This window comes from Sulfobacillus thermotolerans (genome assembly GCF_039623705.1).
Lineage (GTDB): Bacteria > Bacillota > Sulfobacillia > Sulfobacillales > Sulfobacillaceae > Sulfobacillus > Sulfobacillus thermotolerans.
The window spans coordinates 1911439-1925871 of the sequence record NZ_CP133983.1 but is presented as its reverse complement, the minus strand read 5'-3'; the positions used below and the strand labels follow the sequence as shown (position 1 = coordinate 1925871).

Annotated in this window: 21 protein-coding genes, 3 tRNA genes, 1 pseudogene and 1 other annotated feature; of the genes and pseudogenes, 4 read left to right on the top strand and 21 right to left on the bottom strand. The window is 50.7% G+C overall.

The genetic code is table 11. From position 1 onward, the window contains the following. Positions 1-24: 24 nt before the first annotated feature. From rplJ to rpmG, 7 genes and pseudogenes are all read right to left on the bottom strand, one after another. Positions 25-546, bottom strand: a complete 522-nt coding sequence (rplJ, locus tag ORD20_RS09910) for a 50S ribosomal protein L10 (RefSeq protein ID WP_103375006.1) — start codon at positions 544-546, stop codon at positions 25-27. Between the two features lie 12 nt (positions 547-558). Then, positions 559-689 (bottom strand) — a sequence feature (ribosomal protein L10 leader region). Positions 690-731: 42 nt separating this feature from the next. After that, positions 732-1001, bottom strand: coding sequence for a hypothetical protein (locus ORD20_RS09905; RefSeq protein ID WP_146039004.1), 270 nt, complete (start codon positions 999-1001; stop codon positions 732-734). Positions 1002-1238: 237 nt separating this feature from the next. Continuing rightward, positions 1239-1937: a 50S ribosomal protein L1 gene (rplA, locus tag ORD20_RS09900; RefSeq protein WP_103375008.1), complete on the bottom strand. Its 699-nt coding sequence runs from the start codon at positions 1935-1937 to the stop codon at positions 1239-1241. A gap of 48 nt (positions 1938-1985) precedes the next feature. Beyond that, positions 1986-2333: pseudogene (gene rplK / locus ORD20_RS09895) on the bottom strand (50S ribosomal protein L11); the annotation flags it as partial. After that, positions 2227-2769, bottom strand: a complete 543-nt coding sequence (gene nusG, locus ORD20_RS09890; protein ID WP_430626137.1) for a transcription termination/antitermination protein NusG — start codon at positions 2767-2769, stop codon at positions 2227-2229. The gene nusG and the pseudogene rplK, both read right to left, overlap by 107 nt. 72 nt (positions 2770-2841) lie before the next feature. Beyond that, on the bottom strand, positions 2842-3060 hold the full coding sequence (gene secE, locus ORD20_RS09885) for a preprotein translocase subunit SecE (RefSeq protein ID WP_242968362.1): 219 nt from the start codon (positions 3058-3060) through the stop codon (positions 2842-2844). 27 nt (positions 3061-3087) lie between these two features. Further along, positions 3088-3237, bottom strand: coding sequence for a 50S ribosomal protein L33 (gene rpmG / locus ORD20_RS09880; protein WP_103375012.1), 150 nt, complete (start codon positions 3235-3237; stop codon positions 3088-3090). A gap of 191 nt (positions 3238-3428) precedes the next feature. On the opposite strand from rpmG, the gene ORD20_RS09875 reads away from it, so the two are divergent. Beyond that, on the top strand, positions 3429-3788 hold the full coding sequence (locus ORD20_RS09875; protein WP_103375013.1) for a hypothetical protein: 360 nt from the start codon (positions 3429-3431) through the stop codon (positions 3786-3788). Between the two features lie 47 nt (positions 3789-3835). Here ORD20_RS09875 and cbbX read toward each other — a convergent pair whose 3' ends face one another. Further along, a complete protein-coding gene (cbbX, locus tag ORD20_RS09870; RefSeq protein WP_242968366.1) occupies positions 3836-4780 on the bottom strand; it encodes a CbbX protein in 945 nt (314 codons plus the stop codon). Between the two features lie 24 nt (positions 4781-4804). After that, entirely contained in the window at positions 4805-5488 is a 684-nt protein-coding gene (gene rpe, locus ORD20_RS09865; protein ID WP_103375014.1) for a ribulose-phosphate 3-epimerase, read from the bottom strand. 227 nt (positions 5489-5715) lie between these two features. Between rpe and ORD20_RS09860 the strand changes: the two genes are divergently transcribed. Continuing rightward, positions 5716-6090: a hypothetical protein gene (locus ORD20_RS09860; RefSeq protein WP_103375015.1), complete on the top strand. Its 375-nt coding sequence runs from the start codon at positions 5716-5718 to the stop codon at positions 6088-6090. Between the two features lie 3 nt (positions 6091-6093). On the opposite strand, the gene ORD20_RS09855 is transcribed toward ORD20_RS09860, so the two are convergent. Next, on the bottom strand, positions 6094-6447 hold the full coding sequence (locus ORD20_RS09855; protein WP_103375016.1) for a hypothetical protein: 354 nt from the start codon (positions 6445-6447) through the stop codon (positions 6094-6096). A gap of 183 nt (positions 6448-6630) precedes the next feature. Between ORD20_RS09855 and ORD20_RS09850 the strand changes: the two genes are divergently transcribed. Further along, positions 6631-7113 carry a c-type cytochrome gene (locus tag ORD20_RS09850; RefSeq protein WP_103375017.1) on the top strand — a complete coding sequence of 161 codons (483 nt, stop codon included), beginning with the start codon at positions 6631-6633 and terminating at the stop codon, positions 7111-7113. A gap of 45 nt (positions 7114-7158) precedes the next feature. On the opposite strand, the gene ORD20_RS09845 is transcribed toward ORD20_RS09850, so the two are convergent. The 8 genes from ORD20_RS09845 to ORD20_RS09810 all read right to left on the bottom strand — a co-directional run bounded on the left by ORD20_RS09845 (position 7159) and on the right by ORD20_RS09810 (position 13529). After that, the gene (locus ORD20_RS09845; RefSeq protein ID WP_103375018.1) at positions 7159-7995 is read right to left on the bottom strand and encodes a hypothetical protein; all 837 of its coding nucleotides are present in this window, start codon (positions 7993-7995) and stop codon (positions 7159-7161) included. Next, positions 7995-8201, bottom strand: a complete 207-nt coding sequence (locus tag ORD20_RS09840) for a hypothetical protein (RefSeq protein WP_103375019.1) — start codon at positions 8199-8201, stop codon at positions 7995-7997. The genes ORD20_RS09845 and ORD20_RS09840 overlap by 1 nt, the downstream gene beginning before the upstream one ends. A 41-nt stretch (positions 8202-8242) precedes the next feature. Then, entirely contained in the window at positions 8243-8788 is a 546-nt protein-coding gene (locus tag ORD20_RS09835) for a cytochrome C oxidase subunit III (protein ID WP_103375020.1), read from the bottom strand. 24 nt (positions 8789-8812) lie between these two features. Then, the gene (locus tag ORD20_RS09830) at positions 8813-10684 is read right to left on the bottom strand and encodes a cytochrome c oxidase subunit I (protein WP_103375021.1); all 1872 of its coding nucleotides are present in this window, start codon (positions 10682-10684) and stop codon (positions 8813-8815) included. 38 nt (positions 10685-10722) lie between these two features. Beyond that, positions 10723-11541, bottom strand: a complete 819-nt coding sequence (locus tag ORD20_RS09825; protein WP_103375022.1) for a cytochrome c oxidase subunit II — start codon at positions 11539-11541, stop codon at positions 10723-10725. A 39-nt stretch (positions 11542-11580) separates the two neighbouring features. Then, positions 11581-12213 (bottom strand): hypothetical protein, encoded by a 633-nt coding sequence (locus ORD20_RS09820; protein ID WP_242968369.1) that lies wholly within the window; start codon positions 12211-12213, stop codon positions 11581-11583. A 39-nt stretch (positions 12214-12252) separates the two neighbouring features. After that, complete coding sequence (locus ORD20_RS09815) at positions 12253-12561, bottom strand: hypothetical protein (protein WP_103375024.1); 309 nt, start codon at positions 12559-12561, stop codon at positions 12253-12255. Between the two features lie 191 nt (positions 12562-12752). Beyond that, positions 12753-13529, bottom strand: coding sequence for a DNA-methyltransferase (locus ORD20_RS09810; RefSeq protein WP_242968372.1), 777 nt, complete (start codon positions 13527-13529; stop codon positions 12753-12755). 51 nt (positions 13530-13580) lie between these two features. Between ORD20_RS09810 and ORD20_RS09805 the strand changes: the two genes are divergently transcribed. Then, a complete protein-coding gene (locus ORD20_RS09805) occupies positions 13581-13976 on the top strand; it encodes a YidH family protein (RefSeq protein ID WP_146039005.1) in 396 nt (131 codons plus the stop codon). 1 nt (position 13977) lies between these two features. On the opposite strand, the gene ORD20_RS09800 is transcribed toward ORD20_RS09805, so the two are convergent. The 3 genes from ORD20_RS09800 to ORD20_RS09790 all read right to left on the bottom strand — a co-directional run bounded on the left by ORD20_RS09800 (position 13978) and on the right by ORD20_RS09790 (position 14219). Next, positions 13978-14053, bottom strand: a tRNA-Thr gene (locus tag ORD20_RS09800). Positions 14054-14055: 2 nt separating this feature from the next. Beyond that, a tRNA-Met gene (locus ORD20_RS09795) sits at positions 14056-14132 on the bottom strand. Position 14133: 1 nt separating this feature from the next. Continuing rightward, positions 14134-14219, bottom strand: a tRNA-Tyr gene (locus ORD20_RS09790). Positions 14220-14433 lie beyond the last annotated feature (214 nt).

Genomic DNA, 14433 nt, shown 5'->3' with positions numbered 1-14433 from the left:
TCCTCCTTAAGTCGCGTGAACGGGTCACGCTTGTTCTTTTTGTTGACGAACTTGGTCAAGAGCTCGGACTAAATTGGTGACGGGCGCATTTAAGACCCAAACCAGCTGTTGAATGGGCGCGTTAAGAGTTCCAACCAACTTGCCAAGGAGCACTTCACGCGTCGGCAGATCGGCCAGTTCCCGAACACTTTGGGCCGACAAGGCGCGTTTGCCCAAAATCCCGGCCTTAATTTCGATCTTGCGGAATTCCCGCGCCGCCTGCGTCATAAGCTTCGCGGCAACGACAGGGTCGTCATGCGCAAAGGCCACGGCTGTAGGACCTTCCAAGTACGGCTCTAGTCCTTCAATACCGACTTCATCCGCAGCTCTCTTAATCAAGGTGTTTTTGATAACCTTGAACGAGACCCCACCTTTGCGAAGACTTTCGCGCAACTGCCCTAACTGCTGCACAGTCAAGCCTCGGTAATTCGCAAGGACCGCCCCCGATGAGGCTTGCAATTCCTCGCGCGTCTCTTCAATGACCTGCGCTTTTTGTGGTGTTGGCACACATTCACCCCCTTAAACAAAAAAATGCCTCCACCCAAGAACGGCAGAGGATCTGTAGACAAAACATATCCAAATTCCTACCTAAGTGGGGTATTAAGCCTGATTAAGGCACCCACTGTCTTGGGTTCGGAGTTTACCCTAACACGAATGGCACAAAAAAGCAACCACATTTTCACCATGCAATCTCAATTACCAAGATCGGGCCCTTGCGGCATTGTCGTGGCCCCAGTCACCACGCTTAGAAGAATAATACCAAACGATACCATCAACAGGCCTCGACCGATATGGTGGAAATGTTCTATTCGGCCTCCGGCCACAATGGCTAAGATAGCCGCTAGAGATACGGCTAATTTGATGAGGTCGCGCACGATCTCTTCTCCACCTTTCTGTTGTGATTGTCGGGCCATCATTTCTAAAACGCGCCTGAGATTATGACGCAATGACTGGAGAGACAAAGTCCGATCCCCAACGGACCGGATCGCCAGCGACAACAAAACAGTTAGGGAGAAAGCCACCCTATTGTAAAACAATATAGCATAAGGATTATGACGAAAGTTGACGAACAAAGTAGCGGTGAAAAAAGTTGTTCTGCTCCCGAAGGGCAAGGTCTTGAAGCGGGCGACGATTCACCCAATACAAAAGGCGCCGACAGCGCCGACGCCTTTTGATTGCGATACACACAACAGTCTTGGTTAGACGGCGCGTTGTGCCGACTGAGGATTTACACGAATTCCAGGTCCCATCGTGGTGGAAATCGTAATCGACTTCAAATAAACCCCTTTAGCTGCAGCCGGGCGCGCTTTATTCAAGGCATCCACCAACACCACAAGATTTTCTTCCAGCTGCTCAGGAGCAAAGCTGACCTTACCAATAGGGGCATGGACAATCCCAGCTTTTTCCGTACGAAACTCGATTTTTCCGGCTTTAATTTCTTTGACCGCATTGGCCACGTCAAATGTCACGGTTCCGGTCTTAGGATTAGGCATCAAGCCCTTGGGGCCCAAGATTTTTCCAAGACGCCCAACCAACGCCATCATATCAGGCGTCGCGACAGCCACATCAAAGTCTGTCCAGCCTGCTTGGACACGCTCCGCTAAGTCCTCGGCCCCCACGACATCCGCGCCGGCTTCTTCGGCCTCTTTAGCTTTGTCCCCTTTTGCAAACACTGCTACCCGTTGTGTTTTGCCGATGCCTTGGGGAAGTACTACCGCACCCCGAACAACCTGATCGGAGTGACGGGGATCAACGCCGAGGCGGATCGCGACTTCCACCGTTTCATCAAATTTAGCGTGAGCCGTTTCTTTCGCCAATTGAATAGCGGTACTGACGTCATATAAACGGCCCTTTTCCACACGGGCAGCGGCCTCTACGTATCGTTTGCCTACACTCATTCTAAACCCTCCTTGTGGTCCAGCGGCTGCATAGCCTCCCACGAAGCTTTAATCAGCAATCTCCACGCCCATACTGCGTGCTGTACCTTCAATCATCCGCATGGCCGCTTCGATCGTCGTCGCATTCAAGTCGGGCATCTTCGTCTCTGCGATTTGTTTGACCTGTTCTCGGGTCAAAGTCCCCACCTTTTTGGTATTAGGGGTTGCTGAACCACTTTCCAGACCGAGCGCCTTTTTAATTAAGACGGCCGCGGGCGGAGTTTTGGTCACAAATGTAAAGGAGCGATCTTCATAAACCGTAATTTCTACGGGAATAATCAGACCAACTTGGCCTTGCGTACGTTCGTTGTAATCCTTGACGAAGGCCATGATATTCACGCCGTGTTGCCCTAAGGAAAACCTCTTCGATACGCCCAGAAAAACCTTCAAAGGGCCCTTCAATTACTGTAATCTCCTGGCCCACTGTCAAATTCACTTTGGGCAATTCGGGAACTCCTGACAGGTCGCTGCCCAGGATCATATGCACTTCGTGTTCAAGTAAGGGAATGGGACGCGTGCCCGACCCCACAAATCCGGTTACACCCGGCGTATTGCGCACGACGTACCATGAATCGTCCGTCATGATCATTTCCACCATGACATAGCCCGGAAACACTTTCTTTTTCACGAGCTTTTTTTTGCCATCTTTCACTTCAAGCTCTTCTTCCATGGGAACCATGATCCGAAAGATCTTGTCTCCCATGTTCATGGACTCCACACGCTTTTCTAGGTTAGCTTTCACTTTGTTCTCGTAACCAGAATAGGTGTGTATCACATACCAATTTTTCTCCACTGTACCAGCCGCCTTCCCTCACAAAAAAATGCGCCAAGCCGGCGTCAGGGTAAGGCCTCCAAGGCGCTTGTACTAGCGAACGAAATGGTCCAGCCCCAAATTAAACAGGGCATCAAGCCCCATAATAATCAGCGCGACAAGTAAAGAAAAAGACACTACAAACCCTGTATACGACAAAGTCTGGCGAGGCGTTGGCCACACCACTTTTTTCAATTCTGACCGCACTTCCCGAAGATAGCGGCGAGACCTATCAGTTGTCGATACAGTTGTTTTGCCCTTTGCTTCCATCATTTTCCCCATTTCTGTGAATCCGGAAACCTATCGCGTTTCACGATGAACAGTATGGGTCCGGCACCACCGACAGTATTTGCGGCGCTCCAGCCGATTAGGGTCATTTTTCTTGTTCTTGGTCGTCGTGTAATTGCGTCGTTTGCAATCCGAGCACGCCAAGGTAATAATTGTACGCATGTCGCTTACCTCCCACTCATGCGCAAGGATTTTATCATACCGTGGTTAAGGTGTCAATGACAGAAGAAGTGGCCGCGAGCCGTTAGCCTATTCCCAGGCTACGTTCCTTCAACCGACAGATGTTGATGACACCTCCAAAGAGGTTGGCATACAATAATAGGAAAATCATACCCATTAAGGAAGGATGTCCTATGCCGCTTAGCACCGACGACCTTCGCACCTTTTTACACTCCGCTCGTGCCCTAGGTCCAGAATATGATGAGGAATGGATTGAGCAGGTCCGCACAGCTATGCAACGCGCCGACATCGATGCCGGTCTGTCCACATTTGCCCAACTATCCCCTGCCCAACAGCGCCGATGGCTCCGCCAAGCGCGCCGCATCGCACAACGCCCGCATCCTTGGGCCTTGGTGGCTGTGGTCTTCGCCACAATGGCATTTTCAATCCCACTGCTGGCGATTGGCGGGATGTTTGGCCAGCTCCCAGGGATTCTTGCGGTGTTGAGTTTGGATGTATTGGCTATGGCCACATTATGGTGGGTTAGTCGATAAAAACCCGGTCGAGAATCTCCTAAGAGATCCCGACCGGCTCATTACCTTTATCCTTGGTCAGGAACGCCTTGGCTAAAGACGCGACTTGCAAGGATGTCTTCTGCCTCAATGGTTATCAAATCGTCTTTTTGCACGCGGCCCCCTTTTGCGAATAGCCGATTGGCCTGCCGTAGTCGTGCTCGATCTAATGCATTGCGGATACTGCGGGCGTTCGCAAAGTTCGGCATCTGCATGCGCTTTTCTAAGTACGAACGAAAGGCGGTGCGCGCATCTGGGCTGAGACGATAATGCTGCTCAGCCAGCATCAGTTCGGCTATGAGCAACAATTCATCCGCAGAGTAATCTGGAAAATCGATATGGTGAGCAATCCGTGACCGCATGCCAGGATTGGATTTAAAAAATCGGTCCATCCGATCTTTATATCCCGCCAGAATAACGACGAGATCATCTCGTTGATTCTCCATCACTTGTAGAAGAATCTCAATGGTTTCTTGCCCGTAATCTCGTTCATTCTCTTCGCGATAAAGATAATAGGCTTCGTCAATAAAAAGCACGCCGCCCATAGCCCGTTTCAGGACTTCTTTTGTTTTCGGCGCAGTATGTCCAATATACTGTCCAACGAGGTCATCGCGGGTCACCGCGACCATGTGACCTTTGCGCACATATCCCAAGCGGTGTAGGATTTCCGCCATGCGCATGGCCACGGTGGTTTTCCCTGTTCCCGGGTTGCCTGTAAAAGACATGTGTAAAGAAGGCGTTTGCGATGATAATTCCAATTGGCGACGCATCTTATCGACGAGAAGAAGCGCAGCAATTTCACGAATCCTGGTCTTCACGGGAACGAGGCCAACTAATTCCTTGTCCAATTGCGCTAAAATGTCAAGGACTTTTGTCTCACCTAAGACGGTGTCGAAATCCATTGACGCTTCGACTTCGGTACTCTGCGGCACTAAATCCATCGTCATTGCGCGTGTTTGGGCCCAGTTGCCCAAGATCCACGCTCCCTCCTCCCTGTTCTATCGCGTCGTGTTTAATCCGTCTTGCGCATGTTCTTGAATTTGTTGAATAGCTGCCCGCCGGTCGGATTGGCCAAAAATCGCGCTGCCCACCACCAAGATCTCAGCACCCGCGCGAGTGACCTCCCGTGCCGTTTCGGCATTGATTCCACCATCGACTTCAATCGCAATTTCGGGGTATCCCGCATCATCTAGCTTTTTGCGGAGCGCTTCCACCTTGGCCGTCATGGCCGGAATATAACGCTGCCCCCCAAATCCGGGATTAACAGTCATCACTAATACATAGTCAAGATCTTTTAATACATAATCCACCGCATTAGTGGGCGTTGAGGGCGTAAGAGCTAACCCAGCCTTTTTCCCTGCCGAACGAATCATGTCCAGAGCCCTTTGCACATGCGGTGTGGCCTCATAATGAAGAGAAATGCTGTCTGCGCCCGCCTTTAAAAAGTCGGGAATATATTGTTCAGGACGCACAATCATTAAGTGCACATCAAGATGTGCCGATGTTTCAGGACGCAAGGATTCTACGATGATGGGGCCCATAGTGATATTAGGCACAAACTGCCCATCCATGACATCAATATGAATCCAGTCAGCCCCTCCCGCTAGGACTTCTTGAACCTCAGCGCCTAGGCGAGAAAAATTTGCCGATAAAATCGATGGAGCAATTAACGCCCGTTTCATCGCAGCCTCCTTTTTCTCAGTTGCTGAAGCATACACAGCAACCTTGTGAATTTTCTCACTAATTATCGGTCAATTGGCTGTCTCTGTCAAGAGTGTCGACGGTCAATTACTGTTACAATCCCGTCAATCCCCACTTTCTTTGGCTGACTGCCGCACGTTGTTCTACGGTCTATAGTTCATTGCATAAGGTAAAGCAATGTTGTCCATCAGCTAAGGAGGCGGGTTTAATGCATATTCTCAGGCATTTACATCCTGCCATCATCCATTTCCCAATTGTGTTGTTTCTTTTAGCGGCTTCCGCTCGGATTTTCAGCAAAAAAGTCCCCGCACCACTCATTCAATTGCTGCTGTTGTTCAGCATCGCCGCGGGATTTTTAGCCCTTATAACTGGACTCTTAGCTGCTGGCCCTTTGACATGGGCTACGTTGCCCAACCTCTTGCGGCTACACATGATCTTAGCTCTAACCTGGTGGATCTTGGCCTGTTACCTTTATTTCACCTTTGCCAAGGACACCTGGGTCTCCCTCACGATCTGGCTTTTCGCCTCTGTCCTTCTCCTAGCCACCGCCACCTTGGGCGGGGCCATGGTGCATGGCTGGTAAGTATTAATGTGCTTTTTGATAGGCCCACCCTAAAATGGCGTCAGCAGCCCCCACAATCAACCCAATAGCAATGGAGTCGAATACATACGCAAAAGTATGAACGATGGGGTAGACAAAATGCGTAAAATAAATGCTCACGATGGTTGTCGTGACAATAAATCCCACAAAAGAACGCCCTGGAGGCGACAAATATCCCCCAAAAACCTCGTCCGCCAAGTAGCCAATCCCACCAACTAACGCGGCAATCATCAATGCCTCCCCTAGGGTAATGGCGGGAAACAAACTTAAGGTATAGCGAAAGATTTCGAGCAGCAACAAGGTGATCACAAAACGCGAAATGGCACCTTTCCAGTTCATCGTAAGCCTCCTCCACTCCAATGATCTCTGCTCTAGTGTGAGTCGACAGCCTTGTCTTTATGCCGCCACCGTAGGTGGTATAGGCAAAATTTTTAGGGACACGATAGGCATGAGAGGACTCTAATCGCAGTTTTCGTTTTCACAAGCAACAGCAATGAGTTTTTCTAAGGAGGCTATAACAGGGTGGAAAAGTATAAACTTTGGGGTACCGCAGCACTCGCTATGACTATTCTCGCTGGCGGCTGCGGTTTGTACGGAGGAGCGGGCCCCAATAACAATGTGCCTCGCGGTGCCAAAGGTCAACAACCTTATGGGGTCAGCGATATTAACAACACGCAAAACCCCGCCTTAGATCATAAAGCCAACCGCACACGACTCAAAAAGGTCGTAGCCGACAGCAAAATTCCCCCATCTCAAGCCGCAATTCAAGCAGGCTCGGTTGTTTTTGCTCGGGATTGCGCGTCATGTCACGGCAACCAAGGCATTGGCACCACAGGCGCTCCGCGGCTTGCCGCGCCGAGTGGCGTCGTATCTACATTTGATAATGAGGCTCGTCTTAAAACCTTCATTGCGCTTCATATGCCTGCCAATCATCCAGGAACTTTGAGCGCGAAAGATGCTATTAATGTCTCCCAGTACGTTTGGCACATTGCCAAAGGCAAATAATGCAAAGCAAAAAAGGCTAGGATTCTGGCCTAGCCTTTTTCTTTTTTAATGTACGTAATATAAGGCCAAACAAATGAAAACCGACCCCAAATAGATCCACGACAACATACGCTGCCACGGTCTGATCATCCGATGCGAAAAGGCAACACTTGAGCCGATACCTAATACATACATCAGCCCCAAGAGAAAAACCCACAGCAAATAAAGAGTTGGCAACCGGTCCACGTAAAAAGGAACTAAAGCCAAAAGCGCCGTAACTTCCCCCCCTATCAGCGTTTGCGTTTTTAACCGCTCCTCGCGCGAGGGATACGTCGCCTGCTGCCGTCGAGACTCGTAAACATAGGACAACCATTGGTCCCCACGGATATCCGCCCAGACCCAACCCATAACAAAGATCCCCATGATCGCAGCATCCTTCACATCAAACCCATGAGGACTCAAACTCATCCCGACCGCCAGACTCCCGATCCCTGCCACCCAAGTAAAGGCCCTCAACGACAGATAACCTGCCCGTGCTTCTACCACCCGCCATAACCCAATGGCATCAAAGGCCAAGAGACTGAAATGGGCGGTATGATAGCTCATATGACTCAGCCAGACATACGAAATACTTTGAATCCCCATGGCCCATACCATACGCAACGCCATAGCGATGATAGGTCCTCGCGTCATGGACGCCACAAGGGCCATGCTCCACAACGACAATCCCCATCCACTGCTTGCCGCAGCCAAGGTTCCCCCATCTGGCCACGCATGATTGGCTGCGATAAGAGCACAGCCACTGGTCATGGTGAAAACCGCTATGCGTATCCATGAAGACTGAATAAGGCCCGCCTCATAGGACGAGGCAGGCCTTTTCACTACAGGCCGTTCCACCTCCATCAGGTTCTCCGGATCGATGACGGATCTTTAGGCGGCTTCGGCTTCGGGTCATCATACTCTTCATCGACACGCAATGCGACTTTGCGAAATGCTAACAAGAGAACTGTCATAATGATGATTTGAAACATCCACCAAAATGGATCCCACCAGTGCGCCATCCCGGGACTATACGGAATGCGCACGGGTAATTGGGGGAAAAAACCCATTGTTTATGTCCCTCCTTTAGGCTATTACAAAATCCCGTAGCTTAAATCCAGTACAGGAACAAGTACGACAAAAATCCTGCAACCATTTGAAAAATCCAGAAGTACTCAGCGGCTTCCGCATCCCAGTGATAATGGGCGGTAAACTGCACACGTGCGGCACGGAAACTAATGGCCACAAGGACAAAAATCCCTATGAGCTCATAAAATCCTGACACGCCGCTTAAGGTGTAGTACACTTCGCCATAGCGTGTCCCGGGCGGGATAAAGCGAGTTCCCCATTGGTACGCCAGCAACACCAACTGCGCGCCGCCTATTACGGCGGCCCGCCGAAATCCTTGGATCATGGCCATCAAGTGGCCTGCGCGAATGGCCTGCAAAGCCCGCCACGCAATGAGTCCGGACAGCAACCCGAAAAATGCTTCGATTGATCCGAGCCACTTGCTAGCTACCGGGCTCACATAGTACCCATCAAACATATACCAATCGGCAAATATGAGAATGAAAGGCACCGATTGGCTTACGAGGAAGATACGAAACCCCCACCGATAAGCGGCGATTTCTCGGTCTTTTGCATAGGTTACAGCCATTAGTCTGCTCCTTTTTGTGTTGGGCTACTCGGCAGGTTCCGGATTTTTCACCAAGTATGCCGAGGGTTCATCATGGTCATAGCGGTAAAATCCGCGCACGACTTCGACTTCTCCATCGAAGTTGTCATCAGGAGGAGGAGAGGTGGTCAACCATTCAAGAGTTCGCGCATGCCATGGATTTTCAGGTGATTTGGGGCCTTTTACCCAAGCCCACCAAATGTGTATAGCGTTGGCGATGAAGCCTGCTCCTAAAAAGAAGGCAAACAGCGATACAGAGTAATTCAGGGGTTTTAAATAGGGTGGATAAGCGGGCACCCAACGGTTCATGCCATCGAGCCCTAGCAAAAACATCTGACTAAAGGTCCCGTTGAATCCAATAAAGATCCACAGGGCGAGCCACTTTCCTAGGGTGTCATTAAACATTCGACCCGATAGCTTGGGCAGCCAGTAATACATCGCCGCGACCCACGTGAAAATCGCGCCCCCAATAATCGTATAGTGAAAATGGGCAATAACAAAGAACGTGTCGTGGACCTGAAGATTTACCGGAGGGTCCGCCAAATACACGCCGGTCAACCCGCCAATGACAAAGTTGAAAATCGCCATCAACACCAATAGCGTTGGCGTGGTAAAGCGAAGGCGCGCCCGCCATAAGGTCCCAATAGCCGCCATAAACGAAAAGCCGGTGGGGATGGAAATCATCTCACTGAAAAACGAGAAGGGAAACATCTCACTGTTGCGCATGTTGGTGAAAATGTGATGTGCCCATACCAAGCCACTCAGCATCATGACAAAAATCAAACCAATAATGGCCCAGTCGCGGGCAAAGAGGTTTTTCTGTGCCATAACCGGAATGATTTCATTCCACAATGCGAAGGCTGGCAACACGATAATATAGACCTCAGGATGGCCGAAGAGCCAAAACATGCTGAGATAGGTCAACGGACTGCCTAAAGCATCAAAAAAATGAAAGGGAATCAGTTTGTCCAAGAGCGCCATGACAAAGGTCATTTCGATTTCCGGCTGCCAAATCAGATTCAACAAAGAGACGGTCAAGATTCCCCATACAAAAAGCGGTAAACGAGCCCACGTCATTCCTCGCGCGCGGTGAAAGATAATCGTCGCCGCCAAGTTCAGCGAAGCAATAATGGTCGACAGGGTCATAGCAAAGATTCCCAAGTAATAAAACACCATGCCTCCGGGATCTTGACTCGCCAAGGGTTCGTAGCCTCGCCAACCGGTATCCCAATATCCTAAGAGAGGACTGGCGATAAGTGTCAACGCTCCCGCCGGCAAAAGCCAATGGCCGATCCCAGACAGCCTTGAGAATACAGTCTCTTTGGCGCCAATCATTAATGGCACAAAGTAGTTGCCCAGCCCTGAAATCAAGACCACCGTGCCCACTCCAAACATCATGAGCGACCCGTGAACACCGACCGCCGTCAAATACTGTCCCGTATAGGTGAAGAAGTGCATCGACGGCTGCATCAACTCGTAACGAATCGCCATCGCATCCATCCCCGCTATAAAAAAGATGGAGCTCGAAGTCACAAGATATTGGAGACCAATCACTTTGTGATTGGTGCTAAGACCAAAATACTTGCGCCAATTCTTCGGTTCCACCCACGTACTCGGAGACCCGAACAACGGCAAGATTACCCCTTCATAGCCTCCCACGCCCATGAGCCACCCGATAAGAGCGCCCACCCATCCCACCACGACAGACGGCTCTGTTACCAAAGGGTGGCCTCTAAACGGGTCGACGGCCACCGTCATCAAGTCGAAAATCGCAAATCCTATCGTGGCCCATACCAGACCCCGAAGGACTGGAGCCATATGCATAACTTTAGGCTGCGGATTATTACGCGCCTCCGCCTGCGTTATTTGCTGTTCCATCAATCAACCTCCTAAGGCATTACTGTCACAACCACCATTTATGATCCGCCCGCAGCCGCCTGTAACTTTTGTTCGTATTTAATCCATTTGGCAAATTGCGCCGCCGTAACCACCGAGACCGGCGATTCCATATAGGGATGCCCCGGTCCACAGACTTCTGCGCATTGCACCCGGACTAATGGACTGGTGTGGTAATTGGCTACGTGTTCAGGAATCAGAAATTCGGTGCGCGTTTCGCCTGGAATCACATCTTCCTTAATGCCAAACGCGGGAATCCAAAAGCTATGAATGACACCCGCATACACGTCATAAGTGTGAAAGGGGTCATACGACCGTAAGAAAAACTCGACCGGTCGGTTGACGGGCAACTCCATTTCATCAAGCCCTTGCGCATTAACCGCTTGGGTCACATGGTATTGGGGATAATTGAACATCCATTCCCACTGCCGCGCTGTCACATTCACAATCAGAGGATGTTGCGCCTTTTCTTTACGCCAGTTCGTAAACATCGCTTCAAGGTCCACTGATGTGGGGTGGAGCCAAAACATAATATTGAGCGCAAAGCTCAGTCCCACCCACGTAAAAATGAACGCGCGATTACGCATCGCCTGGACCTCACTGGGCTTGGGCTCATTATTGGGAGCCCTAAAGCGTACCAGCGCAAATATCGTGACCAGCGCAATGAAGATAAAAATCGGCATCAACCACGAGGACAAAAAGTTGAATGCACTGAGGGCCAAACTTCCCTGGTTAGAGATGGTGTAATAAAACGAATGTGCCCGGTGTGTCCGGAACACCCACTCTCCAACCGCTGTAAGCCCGGCCCAGAGTATGCCAAAGACCACGATGTTTCCCATATAAACCTTCCCTTCTCGCCACTCAGCAAATGACGGTTCTTAGGCCGGGAGAATGTTGATAATCCCTTGCATACCATCCCGATAATGGATAAATTCTTGGACAAAGCATCCGTAATACCAAATCCCCGGCTTATTAGGCACAGTAAACGTCAGCTTAAGACTCCCGTTGGGTTGAATGGTCGGGCTAAAATCTCCCCCGGACTGAATTTGATAGGGTCCTTTGGGTCCGACATACGTTACATGTGCCGTATTCGGCACAAAGTTATCGATCTTATAAGGGTCACTCAATGTCACATCGACGTCTTGCCAAAAATCAATCGCCCACGCATCCGCATCCATCTCACCAAAGGCTTGAAAGTAGTCCATATTTAAATGGCGCCCGATCGTCCATTCATGCCAATGAGTATGGCTTTGATTTTGCAAGGTCACTTCGAGCTTGTCGCCCACCCGCCACGTCATATAATTCGGTACAAAATAATAGTCAAACTGATAGAGATTGATCTTGCCGGACATGACCGGGGACCCAAAGACATCCCGCGCCACATTGACAATCGCTTGTTTGCCAAAGATGGCTGCGGCTGCTGTGGCCGCCAATCCAGCTCCGCCCCAGAGCAGCTGCCTGCGGCTCCAGGTCTGTTCCATAATGCCTGTTGGTTCATGCGGCTGACTCATCGTCATCCCTTCCTTTGTCTTGTAATCTCGCACCTATGGCTACCGAATTTTCACAACGCTCATCGTCTGGTCGGTTTGAGGATTCACGCTCACTCGATAGACGTGCTGGCCCCGCACGACGCGTACCACCAGAACCGGAGTCCCCGCCTGCACAGCGCCATTTAAGGCCACCACCCGTCCACCACCGACGGCATTCATAGCGGCGCTGTCCGCCCGAATAATCACTTTGGATTCAGGCACAGACCATCCATGAGCAGCCTGCACGTATCCGGGCCCCAGTCCTGCGGCCGCGACCGCGAACCCTAATGCGGCCAAAGCCCCGCGCCCCCACAACCATTTCCCTCTCATAACATCTCCTGCCTTTTTCGTTGTTATCACTGGTAATCTGTTCTAACTGACCTGGGGTAACCCGTCCGGTGGTGGTATGTGTTTTTCTGCCATCTTCTATGCAGTCGTCGGTAAAAAGACATAAAAAAACCCCCGCGCTTACGCGCGGGAGCCTCAAATACGGCCGACCTTTCAAGCCACCGCCTCACCGCTCAACGGGTAATCTGAGCCATTCGGCGGCGAATAATGGCGACCGCATCAGGATTGCTATCCCCCAATACAACCGGACGCCCGCGACTTACAGCGGCTACGCCGGTGGTTCCCGAGCCCGCCATAAAATCCCCAACCCATTGGCCTGGCGTCGTCAATAACTCCACAACCCGGTCTAACAATTGCACCGGTTTCTGTGTGGGATAACCAGTCCGTTCTTTGGAGGAAATGGCAATGATGGGCATATCCCAGACACTGTCGATGTAGCGTCCTTGCCGAACGGCCTCGTCAATGTAAATCCGATACGCGTGAGATTGCCCTCGCCCCTTATGACCCCAGATCCACTCGCGACCATTTTCATCGACGTGCACTTGCTGCTTTTTCATGCGTATGTAGTGTTCGCGGCCCCACGGATCAGACAACGGCTGCATCCGTGCCGCCCCACTGCGGGCCCAAATCAACAACACATCATGTTTACTGTTCACCCGTAGGCCCGCCGGAGTCCGGCGGCCGGTATAATGCCAAACAATTTCATTGCGAAAATTCTCATACCCAAAGACTTCGTCGCCGATTACTTTAATGTAATGACTCGCATGATAGTCACAATGTAAGACAAAAAACCCCGTAGGCGCTAAAAGGGGTAGAATAGAGACCATATAAGTCCGGATAAATTCTAAATAAGCCGTGAGGGTGGGCCACCGATCCACAAAGGCCCCTGCATCCGCCTTCTGCACCTTTCCGGAATAAAACGGAGGGTCCGTGTACACGAGTTGCATCATGCCAGAAAACCCTAAACGATCCAACAAGGCGATTTGCTGGAAAAAAGGCGCTTGCATAATCAGATGCGGGATCGGCTCATCAAGGGAGGAGAATATATCATCGCGCACAAACCGGATCCGCGAGAGATTTTGGCGAATGAACGCACCTTTTTGTCGTGGTTGCGTACAGGCATATCGTTGATGGCGTTTGGCTTTGTCGTATCGAAGTTTGATCTTTTTTTGCAAATTACCGCTCACCGTCCTGTGCAAAATGGAGCATTGGGTATGGGTTTAGTCGCAGGCGGTGTCATTATCATGGCTGTTGCTACATGGCAATATCACCGCAACTACATTCGTATTCAGCGCGGTGAAACCCTTACCGACATGAAATTTTCTCTATTGACGGGATTTATTCTCGTAGCAGTGGGAATCGCAGTATTTGTGTATTTGCTAGGAACTGGACAATAAATGGAGCTCACGACCGGATTTGAACCGGTGACCTCGTCCTTACCAAGGACGTGCTCTACCTACTGAGCTACGTGAGCAATGGTTGCGGGGACAGGATTTGAACCTGCGACCTCCGGGTTATGAGCCCGACGAGCTACCAGACTGCTCTACCCCGCGGTGGTGGATGGGGTTGGATTCGAACCAACGTAGGCGTTAGCCAGCGATTTTACAGACCGCCCCCTTTAGCCACTCGGGCACCCATCCGTAAACACATCCATGGTCACTTGCACCAACATCTCCGAGGAAACGCTGTGTAGTACCGGACCGCTTAGTTATTATAACGGCAGTGAGTCAAAAATACAACCCTATTTTGAAGAACCCTAGCCTGGGAATTTCTTTCGCCTGATCTCAGACCTTGTGATCTTTTGACCCTAGCAAGAGATACGCAAAAGCCCTTCACGCTACCGGTAGCGTAGCG

Excerpts from the sequence above, each read along its gene's own strand:
- ORD20_RS09875 (WP_103375013.1), top strand. The coding sequence starts at position 3,429 with ATGCCGCTTAGCACCGACGACCTTCGCACCTTTTTACACTCCGCTCGT.
- ORD20_RS09855 (WP_103375016.1), bottom strand. The coding sequence starts at position 6,447 with ATGAACTGGAAAGGTGCCATTTCGCGTTTTGTGATCACCTTGTTGCTG.
- ORD20_RS09830 (WP_103375021.1), bottom strand. The coding sequence starts at position 10,684 with ATGGAACAGCAAATAACGCAGGCGGAGGCGCGTAATAATCCGCAGCCT.
- rplA (WP_103375008.1), bottom strand. The coding sequence starts at position 1,937 with ATGAGTGTAGGCAAACGATACGTAGAGGCCGCTGCCCGTGTGGAAAAG.
- ORD20_RS09845 (WP_103375018.1), bottom strand. The coding sequence starts at position 7,995 with ATGGAGGTGGAACGGCCTGTAGTGAAAAGGCCTGCCTCGTCCTATGAG.
- ORD20_RS09840 (WP_103375019.1), bottom strand. The coding sequence starts at position 8,201 with ATGGGTTTTTTCCCCCAATTACCCGTGCGCATTCCGTATAGTCCCGGG.
- rpmG (WP_103375012.1), bottom strand. The coding sequence starts at position 3,237 with ATGCGTACAATTATTACCTTGGCGTGCTCGGATTGCAAACGACGCAAT.
- ORD20_RS09815 (WP_103375024.1), bottom strand. The coding sequence starts at position 12,561 with ATGAGAGGGAAATGGTTGTGGGGGCGCGGGGCTTTGGCCGCATTAGGG.
- secE (WP_242968362.1), bottom strand. The coding sequence starts at position 3,060 with ATGATGGAAGCAAAGGGCAAAACAACTGTATCGACAACTGATAGGTCT.
- ORD20_RS09825 (WP_103375022.1), bottom strand. The coding sequence starts at position 11,541 with ATGGGAAACATCGTGGTCTTTGGCATACTCTGGGCCGGGCTTACAGCG.
- ORD20_RS09810 (WP_242968372.1), bottom strand. The coding sequence starts at position 13,529 with ATGATGCAACTCGTGTACACGGACCCTCCGTTTTATTCCGGAAAGGTG.
- ORD20_RS09835 (WP_103375020.1), bottom strand. The coding sequence starts at position 8,788 with ATGGCTGTAACCTATGCAAAAGACCGAGAAATCGCCGCTTATCGGTGG.
- ORD20_RS09860 (WP_103375015.1), top strand. The coding sequence starts at position 5,716 with ATGCATATTCTCAGGCATTTACATCCTGCCATCATCCATTTCCCAATT.
- ORD20_RS09820 (WP_242968369.1), bottom strand. The coding sequence starts at position 12,213 with ATGAGTCAGCCGCATGAACCAACAGGCATTATGGAACAGACCTGGAGC.
- rpe (WP_103375014.1), bottom strand. The coding sequence starts at position 5,488 with ATGAAACGGGCGTTAATTGCTCCATCGATTTTATCGGCAAATTTTTCT.